The sequence below is a fragment of the Halorubrum sp. C191 genome (assembly GCF_002727095.1).
Classification (GTDB): Archaea; Halobacteriota; Halobacteria; order Halobacteriales; family Haloferacaceae; genus Halorubrum; species Halorubrum ezzemoulense.
Window position 1 is genome coordinate 25,165 of record NZ_NHNZ01000124.1, and the last position, 15,758, is coordinate 40,922.

Sequence of the window (15,758 nt, forward strand, 5' to 3'; positions counted from 1 at the left end):
GCGGCCGAACCCGACTTTCTTTTTTCGCTCCTCACCAGCGGCGGCGACGCGCCCGACGCGGCGAGATCGAGGCGGACCCGTCGGTGGGCGGTCGGAAAGAGATGTAGAAAACGCCGGCGGCGTCAGCGGGCCGCGGCGGCGACGCGTTCGCGCTCCTCCTTCTGCGAGATGGAGTAGGAGCCCTCGACGTCGTAGTCGGCGGCGGCGACGAGTTCGTTCGCGAGCGCCTCGGCGGCGGCGGTCGTCGACTTGTACGTCGCGCTCGCGACGGCGTCGGAGATGAAGAGCAACGCCTGATCGACGCGGCGCTGGGGCGCGACGTCGACCGCCTTCGGGACGGAGATGCCGCCGTACTTCAGGCGGACGGTCTCCTCGCGGGGCGCGGCGTTCTCGACGGCGCTCACGAGGATCTGGACCGGGTTCTCCTCGGTCCGGTCGTGAACGATGTCGAAGGCGTCGCGGACGATCCGCGTCGCCTGCTGTTTCTTCCCGGTGTTCTCCTCGGTCTGCATCAGGCGGTTGATCAGCCGCTCGACCAGGGAGATCTCCGACTTCTTGAACTGCTTCGACGCGTGGCGGCCCATCGTGTGCGCGATGGGCGTCACCGTCATGTACCGCTTCGTCGAGGGATCCTCGTAGGCGATCTCGGTGACGTCCCAGACGCCGAACAGCTTGGCGTTCTCGTTGGCGGCCTCGCTCGACGCGGGCGCGTCCGGGTCCGGCTCCTCGGCGGCGACGTCCTCCTCGGACGGCGCCTCGGTTTCCTCGCCGCTCATCTGACCGGCTTCTCCGCGTTGCCGCGAACCAGTTCGATCATCGACACGCCGTTGACCTTCTCGACTTTGTAGTTGACGCCGGAGAGGTCGCCCATCGCGCGACCCTTCGCGCCGCCGATCCCGGCGATCGTGACCTCGTCGTGCTCGTCGATGAACGAGATCGCGCCGTCACCGGGGCAGAACGCGGTGACCTGCTTCCCGTTTTTGATGAGCTGAACCCGGACGCACTTTCGGATCGCCGAGTTCGGCTGCTTTGCCTCGATGCCGACCTTTTCGAGGACGATGCCGCGCGCCTGCGGGGCACCCTCCAGGGGGTCGGACTTCGTCTTGAGCCCGCGCTCGCGCCGAGCGTACTCGGAGTCGGACCAGCGTCGCTTCTGCCGGTCCTTTTTGAGCTTACGGGCCGCGTACTTGCCGTTCGCCATCGTACGTCTACTTCCGAACGGAGCTACTTAAGCGTCGTCTTTCGCCGCCGCGAAACGCCCTCAGNNCTGAGGGCGTTTCGCGGCGGAACGACGGGCGCAAAACAACGTTGAGGCGATAAGCCGCCGAGAGACGCGTTCGTTCTCCGGTCAAAGCCGGCGGAAGAGTGCGCGGGTTCGGGCGCCCTCGGCGCGCGAACCGGGGGACCCGGGACGACCGGCGGAGCGTCGCTCCCCTCAGGTCAGCTGTACGTCGTCGACGTCGTAGTGACGCTCGGCGAGCCGGCGGGCGGTCTCGATGTTCGCACCCTCCGCGCCGATGGCGACGCCGCGGTCCGCCTCCGGAACCTCGACGTACGCCACGCGGTCGTTCTGCTCCGAGATGGTGACCGCGTTGACGGCCGCCGGCGCGAGCGTGCTCGCGACGAACGCCTCGGCGGTGTCGGCGTCCTCGACTAGTTCGATCGACTTGTCGAGCCGCCGCTCCGCCTCCGTGACGGTCTCGCCGGCCTGCCCGATCGCGGCCGCCATCTCGCCCGCGGGTACCACGAACACGAGCCGGTCGCCCTCCACGAGGCAGTCGGTCGGCGTGACGCCGGTCAGCTCGTCGAACCGACCGATGTAGCGCCGCGCCTCGTCGGAGAGCTCGACGCGCATTAGTCGTCGCTCACGACGCGCGACCCCATCCGGAGGTCGACGTCGCCGGTCCCCATCGAGATGGGCTTGCCGGCGATGACGTTCTCGATGACCCCGTCGAGGTCGTCGTACTCGCCGTGGATCGCGGCGTCGAGCAGGTGGTTCACCGTCACCTCGAACGCCGCGCGCGCGAGCACCGAGTCCTTGTTGCCGGAGATGCCGTGCCGGCCGATGGACTCGATCTCGCCGTTGTTCGTCATGATGTCGGCGACGAGCATGAGGTGGCGGACGTTCACGTCGTCGAGCCCCTGCTCTTCGAGCGTGTTCTTCGTCTCGTCGATGATCGTCTCGCGGGCCGCCTCGACGCCGAGGTTGCGGTAGATCTCGTGGATGTTGTTACACGTCGTCCGCGAGGCGTCGACGCCCTCGATGTCGAGGGTGTCGCCGAACGCCGACCCCTCGGTGTAGAGGACGAACTCCTCGTCGCCGTCGATCTCCTCTTTGCGGATGACGACGCGCTCGATCTCTTCGATCCCCTTGAAGACGATCTCCCGGAGCCGCTCGACGAGTTGGAGCAGCTCGCGGTAGCTCGGCTCGTTGGGGCCGAACTCGATCACGGTGCCGGCCTGCCGGGCGTCGACGCCTAACGCGTCCTCGATCGTCTCGGCGATGATCCCCGCGATCTCCGTCGGGTCGGAGTGGGTGGGCCACCGCTCCAAGAGGGTGTCGTCGTTTAAGTCGATCCGGACCAGCATGTCCGCGACGTTGGTCGATACGTCGCCGAGCGCGAGGATGCGCGTCGCCTCGATCGACCAGACGACCTCGTGGGCCTTCTCGCGGTCCGTCGCGTACTCCCCGTCGAGGTGGACCGTCATCATCGGCGTGTCCGGCGTCTTCCGGGCGTCCACCAGCTCGATGAGTCGGGGGAGCCCCTGCGTGACGTCGATTTCTGCGACGCCAGCGTAGTGAAAAGTATTCATTGTCATCTGAGTACCGGGTTCACCAATCGATTGGGCAGAAACAGTGCCCACAGGGTCCAAGGGATCAACCCGCGTCTGCTCGTAGCGGTTCTCGACGCCCTCGGCGATGTCGGTCGCCTGCTCGATGGTGACCTCGCCGGCCTCCTCGGCCTTCCGGTCTATCGCCTCGTACACCTTCGTCCTGAGTCGGCGGGGGAGCTCGGTCGCCTCCACGACCGCCTCCATGTCGTCGGTGACGTTGTCGTACTCAGTCATCGGACTCCACCCCCGGCCCGCCGGCCTTGTTGAGCCCCGGCCCGGCGTGCTCCGAGAGGTTCGTCGGCGGCTCGCGCTCGCCGAGGAACCGCTCCTTCTCCTCGTCGGAGGCGAACTCCGCGTCGACCACGCGGTCAACGATCCCCTCGACGTCGATGCCGTCCTCCTCGCCGGAGGAGACCTTCACGGGCGAGGTGCCGTCCTCGCCGAACTCGAACTGGACGATCCGGCCCGAGGTGTCCCGGACCGTGCCGTCGTACTGCGCCTCCAGCTCGGAGAGCGCGTTGATGAGCCGACGCTGGAGGTAACCGGACTTGGAGGTCCGGACCGCCGTGTCGACGAGCCCCTCGCGGCCGCCCATCGCGTGGAAGAAGAACTCCTGCGGGGTGAGCCCGCCGCGGTAGGAGTTTTCCACGAAGCCGTGCGCCTCAGAGGAGAGGTCGTTCGGTCGGTAGTGCGAGAGCGTCCGGTCCTCGTAGCCGCGGTTGATCCGCTCGCCGCGGACCGCCTGCTGGCCGACCGACCCGGCCATCTGCGTCAGGTTCAGCATCGAACCGCGGGCGCCCGAGCGCGCCATCACGACCGCCGGGTTGTCGTCGCCGAAGTGCTGGTCGGCGATCTCCCCGGCCGAGTCGCGGGCCTTCCCGAGCGTCTGCATGATCTTCATCTCGAGCGTCTCGTCGACGCCGCGGCCCGGCAGCGACTCCAGCTCGTCGGCCTCGTACGTCGCGATGAGCTCCTGAACGCGGTCGTAGGCGCTCTCGATCGCTTCGTCGACCTGCTCTTCGGCCTCCGGCGGGATCGACTCGTCGTCGATCCCGATCGAGAACCCGAAGTTCATGATCGCGCGCATCGCCAGCGACGCGATCTCGTTGATGAACACGCGGGCGCGGGTCTCGCCGTACTCCTTCGTGAGCATGTCGACGACCTCGCCGCCGAACGCGCCGACCGCGTCCTCGTCGATGGTCCCCTCTATCAGCTGTCCGTCCTCGATGACGACGCTGTCGCCGGCCGAGGAGGTAAAGGAGAGGTCGAGGTCGTCCGGGAGCAGCTCCGAGAACAGCGTCCGGCCGGTCCAGAACTCGCGGCCGTCGTCGTCGACGCCGTCCGCCTCGGGCAGTTCGTCCACGCGCGTGGCGCGGAGCAGGTCCAGCGCCTGCGTCTCCGTGAACTCGGGGTTCGAGTGGGTGAGCAGGTAGGTGCCGGAGATGTGGTCCTGGATCGCGCCGATGATGTTCCCGCCGAACCGGGGCGAGAGGATCTGCTCTTGGACGCGCATGAGGACGCGGGCCTCGGCGCGGGCCTCCTCGTTTTGGAGCGCGTGCATGTTCATCTCGTCGCCGTCGAAGTCGGCGTTGTACGGCGGGCAGACGACAGTGTTGAGCCGGAACGTCTTGTACGGCATCACCACGACCTCGTGGGCCATGATGGACATCCGGTGGAGCGACGGCTGTCGGTTGAAGATCACGATGTCGCCGTCCACGAGGTGGCGGTTCACCTCCCAGTCGGCCTCGACCTTCTCGGCGAGCTCCTCGCAGTTCTTCTCGGTCACCTTCAGCCGGCGGCCGTCGGGACGGCGCACGTAGTTCGCGCCGGGGTGGGCCTCGGGCCCGTTGCGTACGTACTGCCGCGCCTCCTCGACGTTGCGCTCGGTGACGTTGAGCGTCTGGGTCATCTCCTTGGCGACCCGGTCCGGAACGCCGACCTCGTTCAGCGAGAGGGTCGGGTCCGGCGAGATGACGGTCCGGGCGGAGAAGTTGACGCGCTTCCCGGAGAGCGAGCCGCGGAAGCGGCCCTCCTTCCCTTTCAGCCGCTGACTGAGGGTCTTGAGGGGACGGCCGGAGCGGTGTCGCGCCGGCGGTGTCCCGCTGATCTCGTTGTCGACGAAGGTTGTGACGTGGTACTGGAGCAGCTCCCAGAGGTCCTCGATGATCAGCTGCGGGGCGCCGGCCTCGCGGTTCTCCATGAACCGCTGGTTGATCCGAATGATGTCGACCAGCTTGTGGGTGAGGTCGTCCTCGGAGCGCTGGCCGTTGTCGAGCGTGATCGAGGGACGAGTGGTCACCGGCGGGACCGGGAGCACCGTCAGGATCATCCACTCGGGGCGGGAGTGCTCGGAGTCGATGCCGAGGACCTCGAGGTCCTCGTCCGGGATGTCCTCGAACCAGTCGCGGATGTCCGAGGGCATCAGCTTGTTCATGTCCTCCTCAGTGAGGTCGACGTCCAGCGCCTTCTCGATGGCGCGGCGGTCCTCCTTGCGCGGGCGGAACTCGCCGGCCATGATCTCGTTGATCCGGTCGACGGCGATGTCCGTCTTCTCGGCGAGCTCCTGCGGCGAGGTGCCCGGGTCGTCCTCCTCCTCATCGGGCTGCATCGCGGCCGCGATTCGCTCGGAGTAGTCTCCGGAGAGCACGTCCTGAACCTCGTAGTAGGTGGTCGGCTTCTCGTGTTTGATGTCCGCCTGCGGCTCGCCGCAGAACGGACACGTCGACGCCTTGCGGGCCTGCCGGACGGCGGCCTTCAGCACGTCGTGTTCGTCGTCGCCGAGCTCCTTCGCCCGCTCGTAGCGGTCGCGGAACTCGTCGCGCTGGGCGTCGTCCAAGGCGAGCCGACCGCACTCGCGGCACGTCGAGCGCAGCAGCCGCCGGATGAGCTTCGTGAAGCCCACGTGGATGACCGGCGCGGCCAGCTCGATGTGGCCGAAGTGGCCGTTACAGGAGCCGGAGTGGGAGCCGCAGGTCCGGCACTCCAGGCCGGGGTCGATGACCCCCAGTCGCGGGTCCATCAGCCCCATGTCGATCGGATAGCCGTCGTCGTCGTACGTGTCGGCCGTGATCACCTTCGTCGCGGACATGTCCCGGTACGTCTCCGGGTCCATGAGGCCGAAGTCGATCCCGCCGAGCACTTTCGGTGTTTGCATTGACATCTAAATCGCGTCCTCCAGTTCGAGTTTCGGTCGGATGCCGAGGGCGATCATCTCGTCGAGCAGCAGCTTGAACGCGTAGCTGACCTCCAGCTCGTGGATGTCGTCCTCGTCGCCCGTGACCGGGTCGTACACGCGGCGCTGCTCGCGGTCCTCGACGGCGACGAGCCCGGTCTCCGCTGAGACGTGGACCGTTTCGGCGTCAGAGGACTCCAGCAGCCGCTCGTTGAGCACCATCGACGCGCCGTGGCCGATGATCGTGTCGCGCTCCATCTCCCCGACGCGCAGCCCGCCCTCGCGGGCGCGCCCCTCGGTCGGCTGGCGCGTGAGCACCTGGACCGGCCCGCGCGAGCGGGCGTGGAGCTTGTTCGACACCATGTGGTACAGCTTGTGGTAGAAGATCGTCCCGACGAAGATCTCGGCGTCGATCTTCTCGCCGGTGACGCCGGAGTACATGACCTCCTTGCCGGAGGACTCGAAGCCGTACTCCTCCAGCTGACCGCGGAGCTCCTCCTCGTCTTCCCCCTGGAACGGCGTCCCGTCGACGCGCGAGCCGCGGAGCGAGCCGACCTTCCCGCCGAGCATCTCCAGCACGTGGCCGACCGTCATCCGCGACGGCAGCGCGTGCGGATTCATCACGAGGTCCGGGACGACCCCCTCCTCGGTGAACGGCATGTCCTCCTGGGGCGCGAGGTGGCCGACGACGCCCTTCTGTCCGTGTCGGGACGCGAACTTGTCGCCCAGTTCGGGGACGCGCTGGTCGCGCACCTTCACCTTCGAGAGCTTGGAGCCGTCCTCGCCTTCCATCAGCGTCACCGTGTCGACGACGCCCGATTCGCCCGAGCGCATCGTCACGGAGGTCTCGCGGCGCTTCTGCGGTGAGAGCCCGCCCATGTCGTCCGGCTCTTCGAGGAAGCGCGGCGGACTGGTCTTCCCGAGCAGGACGGACGACTCGTCGACCTTCGTCTCGGGGTTGACGAGGCCGTCCTCGTCGAGGTGGGTGTACGCGTCCTCGCCGCGCGCGCCGCGAACGTCCTGGTCCGGAATCTCGAAGCGGTCCTCCTGGCCGCCGGGGTACCGGCGCTCCTCGCCCTCGTAGGTCCGGAAGAAGTGCGATCGGGTGAGCGCGCGGTCGACGGAGCCCTGGTTCATCACCAGCGCGTCCTCGATGTTGAAGCCCTCGTAGGACATCACGGCGACGACGAAGTTCTGCGCCGCCGGCCGCTTGTCGAAGCTGATCTGGTCGGACGTCTGCGTCTTCACCATCGCCAGCTGCGGGTAGTGTAGGAGGTGCTGACGCGTGTCCGGCCGGATGCGGTAGTTGGCCGAGGGGAGCCCGAGCGACTGCTTCATCATCCCCGCGCCCATGGTGATCCGCGGGCTCGCGTTGTGCTCGGGGTACGGGATCATCCCCGCGCCGATGCCGAAGACGAGCTGCGGGTCGATCTCGAGGTGCGTGTGGTCCTCGGTCACGTCCTCCTCGTCGACCGCGACGAGGATGTCCTCCTCCTCCTCCGCGTCGATGAACTCGACGTAGCCGCGCTCGACGAGGTCCTCGAACTCGACGTCGCCGCGTTCGAGGGCCTCGATCTCCTCGTCGCCGAGGAGCGGCTCGCCGTTCTCGACGACGATGAGCGGGCGTCGCGCCCGCCCCGCGTCGGCGTTGACGATGACCTCGCGGGTCCGGTCTTTCACCGAGACGTTCACCATCTCCGAGACGTCGCCGCGGCGGCGCGCCTCGCGTATCTGTTCGGCGAGCTCGTCCGGGTTCTCGTGGGTGCCGACGAGGCTCCCGTTGACGTACACCTTCGCTTCGCGTTCTGCTTGTGCCATGATCAGTCGTCCGCCGTCTGTCGTTCGACGCCCTCGATGCCGGGGATCCCCTCGACACCCATCGACGCCAGTTCTCGTTTCAGCCCCTGTTCGTCCTCAACCGTCTGCGAGAGCTCCATCGCCTGCGCGAAGTTCTTCACGAGCCCGCAGTTCGGCCCCTCCGGCGTCTCGGAGGGACAGATGCGACCCCACTGGGTCGCGTGGAGGTCCCGCGCCTCGAAGTGCGGCTGCGACCGCGACAGCGGCGAGCGCAGGCGCCGCAGGTGCGAGAGCACGCCCATGTAGTCGGTCCGGTCGACGAGCTGGGAGACGCCCGAGCGGCCGCCGACCCAGTTCCCCGTCGCGATCGGGTGTTCGAGGCGCTCGGTCAGCACGTCGGAGCGGACCACCGTGTTGACGGTGAGCTGCCGGTTCCGCATGTTCGCGCGCTCCAGCTGGTACTTCACGTCGCGCGCCAGCTTGTTGAGAGCGGTCCGGAACAGGTCGCGCATCAGGTCGCCGGAGACCTTCAGGCGCTTGTTCGCGTAGTGGTCCTTGTCGTCGGCCTCGCGGCGGTCGAGAGCGAGCTCGAAGCACGCCTCGGCCATCCGGCAGAGGTAGTACGCCTTGTTGATCCGCACGTCCTCCTCGTCGACGCCCTCCTCGTGGAGGTGCGGGAGGAGGTAGCGGTCGATGACGTAGTTCGCCCGCTTGAGCTGGTAGTTCTTCCCCTGACCGCTCGCGACGCGCTCGCCGAGGGTCTCGATTGCCTCCTCGGTCGTCTGGACCGAGGCCTCCTCTAAGTTCTCCAGCATGAACTTCACGATCTCGGGGTCGTCCGAGACGCGGTGGACGATCTCCTCGTCGGATTCGAGCCCGAGCGCGCGGACGAGCGTCACGAAGTCGATGGATCCGGAGACGGAGGGGAACGACACTTCGAGCAGCCCCTCGCGGTTGCGTTCACAGAGCACTAAGGCGCGGTAGCCCCGGCGCTGGGAGAACGTCTTCGCGACCTGGATCTCGTCGCCGTACTTCGAGTCGTACTCGGCGAGGATCTTGTTCGGCGCCAGGTCCTCCGAGGTCATCAGCACGCGTTCGGAGCCGTTGACGATGAAGTAGCCGCCGGGGTCGACGGGGTCCTCGCCGATGTCGATGAGCTCCTCGTCGGAGAAGCCCGCCATGTTACACTTGTCCGAGCCGACCATGATCGGCATCCGACCGACCTTCGTCTCGGTCGTGTCGACGACCTGCTCCGGTTCGTCCTCGCCGCCGCGGACGATGGACATCTCCATGAACACGGGCGCCGAGTAGGTGATGTTGCGGAGGCGCGCCTCCTGGGGATAGAGCAGCTCCTCGGAGCCGTCGGCCTCGCGGACGCGCGGGGTGACCATCCGCACGTCGCCGAGCTCGACGTAGACGGGCTCCTGGCCCTCCTTGTCGCCGATGTCCGTCTCGATCGTCTCCTTCTCGTCGACGACTTCCTGCATGCCGCGGTCCAGGAAGTTGTTGAACGAGCGGAAGTGGTGTTCGGCGAGCCGTTCGTCGGAGAAGTATTCGCGTGAAACCACGCGTCGGTCTTGCCTGTTCATGAGACGACCAGTCGATACACGACTGCCTCGTCGGTCGTGCGGGAGTCGCGGACGATCTTCACCACGTCCCCGACCTCGGCCTCGTCGGGGAGCGCGGGATCCGTGCGTTTGATCTTCGGTAAGTTCGTTTTCTTCACGTCGTACTCCGCCAGGACCTCTTCGACCTCCTCGGGGTCGTCGAGGAGGACGTGGTCCGGGACGAGTTCGTGTTGGCTTACGTCTACCATGGGTGCTGGTGGTGGGGAGAAGCTATCACGAGATACTACAGGTAGGTATATGCGCCAGCGTCATAAGACTTACCAAGCGCCGCCGCGCGCGGCTCACGGGTCGCGGGGCGTTCGACACTCCCACACACGCGAGGTTGACACAAAAGGATATCGGAGGCAACCCCCCTGTCACCGGACCCCATCCTCGTCGGCGATGACAAGCCTTATTTGCCAGACAGGGATACGAACTGGTACGACAAGCCCGGATGGTGTAGTGGCCCATCATACGACCCTGTCACGGTCGTGACGCGGGTTCAAATCCCGCTCCGGGCGTCCCCGGTTTCGGGGCGCTGTCGCTTGGTTGCCCGGATGGTGTAGTGGCCCATCATACGACCCTGTCACGGTCGTGACGCGGGTTCAAATCCCGCTCCGGGCGTTTCTGCTGTCGCAATTGCGAGCGAGGAGCGGTAGCGACGAGCGAGTACCGCGACAGCAGAAACCGTCGAAGGGATTTGAGTCAGGGAGTGAAGCGAGCGTAGCGAGCGGAACGACCGGGGTTCAAATCCCGCTCCGGGCGTTTCTGTCGACGCCGACTACGAGCGAGGAGCGATAGCGACGAGCGAGTCCGGCGTCGACCCATCTTCCGGGCTACAGGTCCAGTTCCGCCCGCAGGTCGTCGACGAGGGACTCGGTCTTCGCGTCCGGGTCCTCGTCGGTGTCGACCGGGGGGCGCCCGTCGTACGTCTCGTGGACCATCGAGACCCCCTCGGCGAGCGTGTCGAGGCCGTATCCGCCCTCCAGCACGTACGCGTGGGCGGCGCCGGCGTCATCGGCGAGCGTCCGGATCCGGTCGGTCAACAGCGCGTACCCCTCCGAGGAGACGCGCATCCGCGAGATGGGGTCGTGGCGGTGCGCGTCGAACCCCGCCGAGACGATCAGCAGGTCGGGGTCGAACCGATCGATCGCAGGCCCGATCCCCTCGTCGACGGCGTAGAGGTAGTCGGCGTCGCCGGCACCGGCCGCCAGCGGGAGGTTCACGGTCGTCCCGTCGCCGTCTCCCTCGCCGGTCTCGTCGAGGTCCCCCGTGTCCGGGTAGAGGCCGTCCTCGTGGATCGACGCGTAGAGGACGTCGCCGCGGTCGTAGAAGATGTCCTGCGTGCCGTTCCCGTGGTGCACGTCCCAGTCGAAGATCGCGACGCGGTCAGCGAGGTCCTCGTCAAGGGCGGTCTGGGCCGCGACGGCGGCGTTGTTGAAGAAGCAGAACCCCATCGCGTCGTCGGTGACGGCGTGGTGGCCCGGCGGGCGGCCGATCGCGAACGGGGTCTGCCGCGCGGTCGAGCCGTCGAGCGCCGCGCGGGCGGCCCACTGGGCGAGCCCGGCCGAGGTGAGCGCCTCGTCCCACGTCCCGTCGCTGGCAACGGTGTCGGGGTCCCAGCTGCCGCCGCCGTCTGCGACGAACGACTCCAGTTCGTCGACGTAATCGGGGTCGTGAACGGCCGAGACGGCCGCCTTCGCCGCGGGATCGGCCTCGACGTACTCGACGCCGTGCCGCTTCGCGAGACCGCGGCGGATCGCGCGGAGTCGGTCCGGGTTCTCCGGGTGTCGCTCGCCGGTGTCGTGGTCGAGACACCGCTCGCTGTAGCCAAACTGCATCTACTCGAACAACGCGAAGTACGTCTCGATGTCCTCGGCCTGTACGGTCCGTCGGTCCGCGTGCCGGGCCAGCGTCGCGGCCGCGCTCGCGACGTTGTCGGCGTAGTCTTCCAAAATGTCGGCCAGCGCGACGCGCGCGTCGACGCCGACCCGATAGCGGTCGTCGATCCGGAGTCGAGCGATCCGGTCGATGGGCGCGACCGGGAGCGTGAGATCCTCCCGGCCGACGACCTGCTCGACGCCGAAGTCCGCGGCCATCAGCGTCTTCCGGCCGTCCGCGGTCGCCTGCTCGGCCGCGTCGACGGCGAGCTCGGCGCCGTGCGATTGGATCCGTCGCGCGAGCTCCTCGGCGGCGTCCGCGCTGACGCGGAGTTCCCCCGCGTTCCGCCGGATGATCCCGTCGACCGGCGCGAACGGTAACTCGACACTCATACACACAGTCGCGTCCGTGTGTCGTATAACGCTTTCCGTTACCCGCTTTGCCGCCGGATCCGGACGGGCCGCCGCGGCGGTCGGGCGCGTCAGAAGACGTCGTCGGCGTCGATGGTCCCGTCGCGCTCCGGGCCGCGGACGGTTATCTCCTCGCCGAGCCGGAGGCTCGCGTCGGTGTCGACCGATTTCGTCTGCTGTCCGTCGTCGAGCACGACCGGGTCCCCGGTCTGGACGACCGTGCCGGTGAACTCGACGGCGCCGTCCGATCGCTCCGCCGCCGCGGTCGCCGCGCCGCCGCTCGCACCGCTCCCTTCCTCGTCGCCGGCCTCACCGGCGACGGCCTCGGCCGCCGCCTTCTTTCCGTCATCGGAGAAGGCACCGAGGCCGGTTTCGTTCGACCCGCCGCCGTCTCCGTCGCCCCCGGTGCTTCCGGCCCCGGACGCGCCGCCCGCGACGCCGGCCGCCGCGTCGCTCCCCTCGTCGAGGACGGAGACGGTCGAGCGCCAGTTCGCGGACGCCTCGAGGTCGTCCTGCCAGCCGTCCTGGATCTCGACGTCGGTGAAGACGACCCGGTCGGCCAGTTCGATCTCGCGGTCGGCCTTGTCGCCCCACAGCGCGACGCGGACCTCGCCGGTCTCGTCTTTGATCCGGACGTTGCGGACCTGTCCCTCGCTGCCGTCGTCGCGGTCGAACGTCCGCTTCGGGTCGGTCTCGATGACGCCGCCCCCGATGTCGACGGTCTGGCCGATCTCGAGGTCGGCGATGTCGGTGGTCTCCGGGACGTACTCGACGTCCTCGTCGACGCGCTCGACCGTGCCGCGGTCGCCGACGTGGAGCTCCAGGTCGCCGTCGCGCTCGCGGACGTAGCCGTCGCCGACCTCGACGACCTCGCCCGCCGCGAACTCCTCGGCGAGGTCGGCCTTCCCGTCCCAGAGCGTGACGCGCACGCGCCCCGTCTCGTCGCCGAGCGTGAGGTTGGCGACGCGTCCCTCGCTGCCGTCGTCGCGGTCGAACGTCCGGATCGAGTCGGTGTCTAACACCTGCCCCACGAGGTCCACGTCGGACGCCCCGAGCGTCAGGTCCTCGACGCGGTAGGTGTCGAGCACTTGGACGTCGACCTCGGCGTCCTCGTCCGGCTCGACCTTGTCCGCGCTCACTTCGAGGCCGCTGTACCCCTCCTTGGGACGGCCCATGACGCGGAGGACCTGCCCGACTTCGAGCTCCTCCTCGGCCGCCGCGGCCATGTCGTCCCACAGTGCGACCCGGACGGAGCCGGAGGCGTCGGCGACATCGACGTTACACACGCGACCCTCCTCCGCGTCCTCGTCGTCGCGCTCGAAGGTCCGGATCTCGCCGATGGCTGTCACCTTGCCGAGGAACTTCACTTCGTTCATCCCCGGTTCGATGTCGGCGATGGTGTCGGCCTCCTCGTCGCGCAGTTCGTGTGCGATGAGCATCGCGGCGGTCTCCTCGTCCGCGAGCCCGCCCATCTGCTCGACCTTGTCCTCGACGGCGGCCTCGAACTCCTCGAACTCGACGTCGGTGTCGAGGTCCTCGTACACCTCCTCTATGGCGCCCATACTCGTCCCTCCGTGGTCGACGGGTTCGCGCATAAGCGTTGCCGTTGGCCGGGGGTCGCGCCGGACACCCCCCGGTCGGCACGGGGACCGGAGCGGGTCGCGGTCGCGGCTCGAAAGCGTCTCATGGGCGTTCATGGGTCCCGTCGATACAAAAGGTGTTCATCCGGCACGGGGAGTATGCGGACCGCAGGCACGCGGCCGCCGGACCGTAACCGTCTTAAGTTCCACCGCGATACGTAGAGATGAGTCCTGGTAGGGTAGTGGACTATCCTCTTGGCTTGCGGAGCCAGGGACCGGAGTTCAAATCTCCGTCAGGACGTTTTCGGACAAACCAAACGGCGAGCGTAGCGAGCCGTGCGTGTGTCCGAAAACTCCGCGAAGATTTGAGCAGGAAAGTCGCAGCGGCCGAGCGAAGCGAGGCCGAACGGCTTTCCGAGTTCAAATCTCCGTCAGGACGCTCACTTTGCGGCTGCCTCACTTCGTTCGGCAGCGGCTGCGTTCGGTCCCGACGTGCCCGACGCTTGTTTCACTCGCGTCGGACTCCGTCGAGACGTTTCGGCCACACCAAACGACGGGCGCAGTGGAGAGTATGTCGCCCCCGCGACTGGGGCTCAGAACCGGTCACCCTCACTCCACGGGCGATCTGACCGAGCTGTTAATCGTGCGGGTGGAACCGCTCCATCGCTCGGCGGACCCCGTCGGTGGCGCCGATGAACGTCACGCTGTCGCCCATTTCGAGGACGCTGTCGGCCGAGGGAACGCGGTTCTCGCCGTCGCGGCTGATCACGGCGACGAAGGTGTCGTCCGGGATCCGCGCGTTGAGGTCGCGGATGCTCTTCCCCGCCAATTCGCGAGAGGTCACCTCAACCTCCTGAACGTCGTGGCTGTCGCCGAGCTCGTTCATCCAGTGGGTGAGCGCGGGGCGTTCTATCTCGTCGTCGATGGCCGCCGCGGTCGCCGTCGTGGCGTCGATGCCGGTGACGCCGATGCTGTCGAAGGCGTCGACGTTGTCCGGGTCGTTCACCCGTGAGTAGACGGACTCAACGTCGAACTTGGTGATGGCGAGCTGGCACGCGAGGAGATTGATGTCGTCGTCGGCCGTCGTCGTGATGAACCGCTTCGCGTCGTCGATGTCGGCGGCGCGAAGCGCCTCCGTGTCACTGCCGTCCCCCTCGTAGACGGTGAACCCCTCTGCGCGCGCCCGTTCGGCGACGTCCGGGTCCGTCTCGACGACGACGACGTACTCGCCCCTGTTCTCCAGTCGCGTGGCGAGCGCCTGACCGACCCGGCCCCCGCCGATGATTATCGTGCGCATTGGTGACACTCCGAGAAACTCTCCGATCTGCCGCGCGAACCCCGCCTCGACGAGGACCGTCGCGAAGATGACCGCGAACACCGTGCCGACGAGCAGTTCGCCGGCGGCGATGCTGCCAGCGAGCTCCAACTCGATGGCGAACAGCGTCGCCACGCTCGCCGGGATGATCCCCCGCGGCCCGACGGTCGCGATGAACAGGCGCTCCGGGCGGGTGAACCGCTCGACGCCGAACGTCGCGAGGAACGCACCGAGGGGTCGCAAGACGAGCATGATGACGGCGACGATCGCGATCACGCCGACCCCGAGGCCGGCGATCGCCTCGACGTCGATCAGCGCGGCGAGCGAGATGAAGACGAAGGATAAGACGATCGTGGTGGTGTTCTCCGCGAACGTCTCTATCTCCTCGCGGTTGTCGATCCCGAGGTTCCCGAGGAGGGTCCCGCTCGTCGCCGCCGCCGCGATGCCCGCCTCCGCGGCGACGGCCTCGGCGGCCGCGAACGAGCCGATCGCGGCCGACAGCACGAGGAACTGCGACGCCTGTACGTCGCGTTCGGGGACGATGTCGCTGTCCAGTAACAGGTAGATGATCCCCGTGGCGAGCAGCCCCGCGGCGACCCCGACGCCGAACCGCTGGAGGAACGAGAGCACCGTCGCGGGGACGCCGAGGTCATCGAGCAGCAGCGTCTCGAAGATGACGACCGCGACGATCGCGGCCGTCACGTCGTTGACGATCCCCTCCGTCTCCAGCGCGGTCGCGACGTGGTCCCGCACCCGGACCACGTTGAGGATCGGCGTGATGACGGTCGGGCCGGTCGCCACCAGCAGCGCGCCGATCAGCAGCGCGATCTCCCACGTGCCGTCCGTGAACGCGCGGACCGCCGCCGCGGTGCCGAGGAACATCACGACCGCGCTGATCGTCACCAGCCGGAGCGACACCGTCGACGCGCGGCGGATCCGGTCGATCCGGAGCGCGAACGCCCCCTCGAAGACGATGATCGCGACACTGAGTCCGACGATGATCTCCAGCCCCTCACCGAACGTCTCCAGCGTGACGAGGCCGAGCAGCTCGGGTCCGAGCACCACGCCGATTGCGAGGTAGAAGATGACGCTCGGCACCCGGAGCCGGTGAGCGAGCAGCTGGACCGCGAGCCCCGAGACGAGAATCACCGCGATCACTGG

12 protein-coding genes and 3 tRNA genes are annotated in these 15,758 nt (G+C 67.8%); 3 read left to right on the forward strand and 12 right to left on the reverse strand.

Going from position 1 to position 15,758, the window contains the following annotated elements; translation table 11 throughout:
- Positions 1–122 precede the first annotated feature (122 nt).
- The 8 genes from Z052_RS12205 to Z052_RS12240 form a co-directional block, all read right to left on the reverse strand.
- Positions 123–776 carry a 30S ribosomal protein S7 gene (locus Z052_RS12205; protein ID WP_049932207.1) on the reverse strand — a complete coding sequence of 218 codons (654 nt, stop codon included), beginning with the start codon at positions 774–776 and terminating at the stop codon, positions 123–125.
- Complete coding sequence (locus Z052_RS12210; RefSeq protein WP_006111505.1) at positions 773–1,201, reverse strand: 30S ribosomal protein S12; 429 nt, start codon at positions 1,199–1,201, stop codon at positions 773–775. Before Z052_RS12210 ends, Z052_RS12205 begins: the two co-directional genes overlap by 4 nt.
- 234 nt (positions 1,202–1,435) lie before the next feature.
- The gene (locus Z052_RS12215; RefSeq protein WP_049932204.1) at positions 1,436–1,855 is read right to left on the reverse strand and encodes a NusA-like transcription termination signal-binding factor; all 420 of its coding nucleotides are present in this window, start codon (positions 1,853–1,855) and stop codon (positions 1,436–1,438) included.
- Positions 1,855–3,069, reverse strand: coding sequence for a DNA-directed RNA polymerase subunit A'' (gene rpoA2, locus Z052_RS12220; RefSeq protein ID WP_049932202.1), 1,215 nt, complete (start codon positions 3,067–3,069; stop codon positions 1,855–1,857). The genes Z052_RS12215 and rpoA2 overlap by 1 nt, the downstream gene beginning before the upstream one ends.
- Complete coding sequence (locus tag Z052_RS12225) at positions 3,062–5,989, reverse strand: DNA-directed RNA polymerase subunit A' (RefSeq protein WP_094520575.1); 2,928 nt, start codon at positions 5,987–5,989, stop codon at positions 3,062–3,064. Before Z052_RS12225 ends, rpoA2 begins: the two co-directional genes overlap by 8 nt.
- Positions 5,990–5,995: 6 nt before the next feature.
- A complete protein-coding gene (gene rpoB, locus Z052_RS12230) occupies positions 5,996–7,825 on the reverse strand; it encodes a DNA-directed RNA polymerase subunit B (protein ID WP_004599095.1) in 1,830 nt (609 codons plus the stop codon).
- A 2-nt stretch (positions 7,826–7,827) separates the two neighbouring features.
- Positions 7,828–9,393: a DNA-directed RNA polymerase subunit B'' gene (locus tag Z052_RS12235; protein ID WP_006111499.1), complete on the reverse strand. Its 1,566-nt coding sequence runs from the start codon at positions 9,391–9,393 to the stop codon at positions 7,828–7,830.
- Entirely contained in the window at positions 9,390–9,620 is a 231-nt protein-coding gene (locus tag Z052_RS12240; protein ID WP_004599097.1) for a DNA-directed RNA polymerase subunit H, read from the reverse strand. Before Z052_RS12240 ends, Z052_RS12235 begins: the two co-directional genes overlap by 4 nt.
- Positions 9,621–9,859: 239 nt before the next feature.
- Here Z052_RS12240 and Z052_RS12245 point away from each other — a divergent pair.
- Positions 9,860–9,932 (forward strand) — tRNA-Asp (locus Z052_RS12245).
- A 30-nt stretch (positions 9,933–9,962) separates the two neighbouring features.
- A tRNA-Asp gene (locus Z052_RS12250) sits at positions 9,963–10,035 on the forward strand.
- A 212-nt stretch (positions 10,036–10,247) separates the two neighbouring features.
- Here Z052_RS12250 and Z052_RS12255 read toward each other — a convergent pair.
- The 3 genes from Z052_RS12255 to Z052_RS12265 form a co-directional block, all read right to left on the reverse strand.
- Positions 10,248–11,252 carry a histone deacetylase gene (locus tag Z052_RS12255; protein WP_099289058.1) on the reverse strand — a complete coding sequence of 335 codons (1,005 nt, stop codon included), beginning with the start codon at positions 11,250–11,252 and terminating at the stop codon, positions 10,248–10,250.
- Positions 11,253–11,684, reverse strand: a complete 432-nt coding sequence (locus Z052_RS12260) for a histone family protein (protein WP_049932198.1) — start codon at positions 11,682–11,684, stop codon at positions 11,253–11,255. It abuts the gene before it with no gap.
- Between the two features lie 89 nt (positions 11,685–11,773).
- Positions 11,774–13,264: a single-stranded DNA binding protein gene (locus Z052_RS12265; RefSeq protein ID WP_176455048.1), complete on the reverse strand. Its 1,491-nt coding sequence runs from the start codon at positions 13,262–13,264 to the stop codon at positions 11,774–11,776.
- 246 nt (positions 13,265–13,510) lie between these two features.
- Between Z052_RS12265 and Z052_RS12270 the strand changes: the two genes are divergently transcribed.
- Positions 13,511–13,583 (forward strand) — tRNA-Arg (locus tag Z052_RS12270).
- Between the two features lie 336 nt (positions 13,584–13,919).
- On the opposite strand, the gene Z052_RS12275 is transcribed toward Z052_RS12270, so the two are convergent.
- Positions 13,920–15,755 carry a cation:proton antiporter gene (locus tag Z052_RS12275; protein ID WP_094520578.1) on the reverse strand — a complete coding sequence of 612 codons (1,836 nt, stop codon included), beginning with the start codon at positions 15,753–15,755 and terminating at the stop codon, positions 13,920–13,922.
- Positions 15,756–15,758 lie beyond the last annotated feature (3 nt).